The 2,436-nt window shown below is 60.3% G+C and carries 1 protein-coding gene; it reads left to right on the top strand.

Features of this window, described 5'->3' with window-relative positions; translation table 11 throughout:
* Positions 1–379: 379 nt before the first annotated feature.
* The gene (gene nopM, locus AU381_RS00105; RefSeq protein WP_014330979.1) at positions 380–2,125 is read left to right on the top strand and encodes a T3SS effector NEL-type E3 ubiquitin ligase NopM; all 1,746 of its coding nucleotides are present in this window, start codon (positions 380–382) and stop codon (positions 2,123–2,125) included.
* Positions 2,126–2,436 lie beyond the last annotated feature (311 nt).

The raw sequence follows: 2,436 nt of genomic DNA, 5'->3' as shown, positions 1-2,436 counted from the left end.
ATAAAGCGGATCACGAGCAACTTCTGACATGGCCCATGTACGCACATCTTCCTCAGCCGTCGGTTAACTTTACGGTGCCACCCGGGGTTCTGCAGCGACACTCGTCAGCTGATCGACAGGAAGGCCTGCTAAGGGCAGCACGCTGCCACGTTGACGGGTCCTCCAGGCTTATCTGGCCAACGAAATGGCAGGACTCCTCGCAGCAGTATCGCTTTATTTGCTGCGGCGGGAGTCGTGTGAACCTGTCCCGGCTCGGGGCAGGAGCCGCAGCGCACTTGCACTTGCTCTCGAATGATCAATTGCGCTGCGCAACCACCTGCCTCGCGGCCTTGAGAAGCGGCGGGCGTGCTATTTGTTCTAACGACGAAGAAAGATATCGATGAACATAGGAGACGCACAGCAGAGTGCAGGTTCTTCCCCGGCCACTTCTGAAGAGGGGGAGCAGGAAAGTTACCTCAGCGGCTTCGCCCGAGCCGTGGCGGATTTGGTCGAAGCCATGACAGGATATCGGACCCCGGCCTCCGCGCGCGCGCAGATCCTGGACAACTGGGTTGCCGAAGAGGGGCAGGGCGAAGCCGAGAATCGGCGACAGGGGCGCACACGAATTAGGGGTTCGGACAACACGGGCTCGCACTCGCTGGATTTGTCCTCCCTCTCCCTGACCGCTTTGCCCGCCGCCCTGCCGCCAAGATTGCTGGAACTGCGCGCCAGGCACAACGAACTAAGCAGCCTGCCCGCTAGCTTCCCCCCCGGTCTTCAGCATCTTCTCATTAGCCATAACCGGTTGACCAGTTTGCCGGACGCTCTTCCGGCGACCCTCTCTCGGCTGGAGGTGGCCGATAACAGCTTGACCAGTCTGCCGGCCAACCTTCCGGCTGGGCTCGAGATCCTGAACGCAAGCGACAACCGACTAACTAGCCTGCCGGACGCTCTCCCGAGCAGGCTCACCTCGCTCGCGGTTAGTGGCAATCAGCTGACCGACCTCCCCGACTCCCTCCCATCGGGGCTTATTGAACTCGATGTCAGCAGCAATCAATTGGCCAACCTCCCCGACCCCCTTCCGAGCACGCTCCAATCGCTCAATCTCAGCGGTAACCGGCTGACCGGCCTGCCTGAGGATCTTCTTGAGGGTCGTGTACCGAATCTTAGTCTCAGCTACCCGCATTTGGAGAACCTCGAGTTCGGGGATAACCCGCTGCCGGACGACGTCCTCGCTAATCTGGCGGCGGCTGAAGCGCCACCGCAGCTTGCGCAGCAATCTCTATATGAGGCTGCCGCGCACTGGCTCGCAGACGACCCGGCGACGCTGGCCGAATGGCAGCACTTTGCGGATGAGCCAGGCGCCCAGGACTACGCGCAGTTCCTGGAGAGGCTACGAGGGACCGTGAATTATGGCAATGACGAGTTTCGGCAGAGAGTGGCTGATGATCTGCGGCAGACGGCGGCCAATCCGAGATTGCGCGAGCAGTTTTTTGCACAGGCTTCCGACGCCAACGCGAGCTGCGAGGATCGAGTTACCTTGCACTGGAACGGTATGCAGACCGCGCGCCTCAACGCTGATGTCGAGGGCGGCGTCTATGACGATCGTCTTGGCGAACTGATCCAGCGCGGCCGTGTTGCGTTCCGCTTAGAGGCGCTCGACGAGATCGCGCGCGACAGGGTCAACTCGCTCCTCAGCCTCGACCCGAACATAGACGACGTCGAAGTCTACTTGGCCTATCAACATCGGCTGCGCGAGCCGCTGGAGCTCAGTCACGTCGCCCCTGACATGCGCTTCCTGGCGGTCTCTCACGTAAGCGAGGATGATGCGACGGAGGCGCTGGACCTGATCCGGGAGCGGGAAGCGAACCAATTCACCGACTACATGGCAACCCGCTGGCAACCTTGGGAGACGGTGCTGAGGCGCATCGCACCGGACGAACATGCAGCGATGCAGGACCGGCTCGTCGAAGCCATGGGCGAAGAGTTTCAGAGCCGTCTGGATCAGCGACTGGCCGAACATGGTCTGGTAGGCGATGTCGATGCCGAGCGGGTGCTCGGAGCCCAAGTCCGAAACCAAATCGCAGGCGAGATCAAAGGCGAGGTCATGAACCGGCTGCTCTCAGAGCGTGGCCTAGAACAATGAGACTTCCCAAGAGTGTCAATCGGCGTTGGCAACGCCGATTGACAGTTTCGAGCATTGACGAGCATGGCATCATGGGGTCGAAACAAGAACTGCGCGAAATCGTACGCTAATATAAGGCCGAACAGAGTGTAAGCATCACGCGGCGCGCAGGATTCGTGCGGGAAGTCGCAAAGGTCTGAAGCCCTCCGGTATTTTCTGTTCATCCTCCCAGGAATAGATGCCGGTGAGATGGCACTGTAAAGTTATCAGCGGATTGATGCAGCGATAGCTGGCGGGGACGGCTGTCAGGCTGCGGCGACACACGCGATTTT

The organism is Sinorhizobium glycinis, from assembly GCF_001651865.1.
In the GTDB taxonomy this organism is placed as follows: domain Bacteria; phylum Pseudomonadota; class Alphaproteobacteria; order Rhizobiales; family Rhizobiaceae; genus Sinorhizobium; species Sinorhizobium glycinis.
This window is presented reverse-complemented; position numbering and strand designations above follow the sequence as displayed.

Coding starts and splice junctions, on each gene's coding strand:
- nopM (WP_014330979.1), top strand. CDS start 380: ATGAACATAGGAGACGCACAGCAGAGTGCAGGTTCTTCCCCGGCCACT.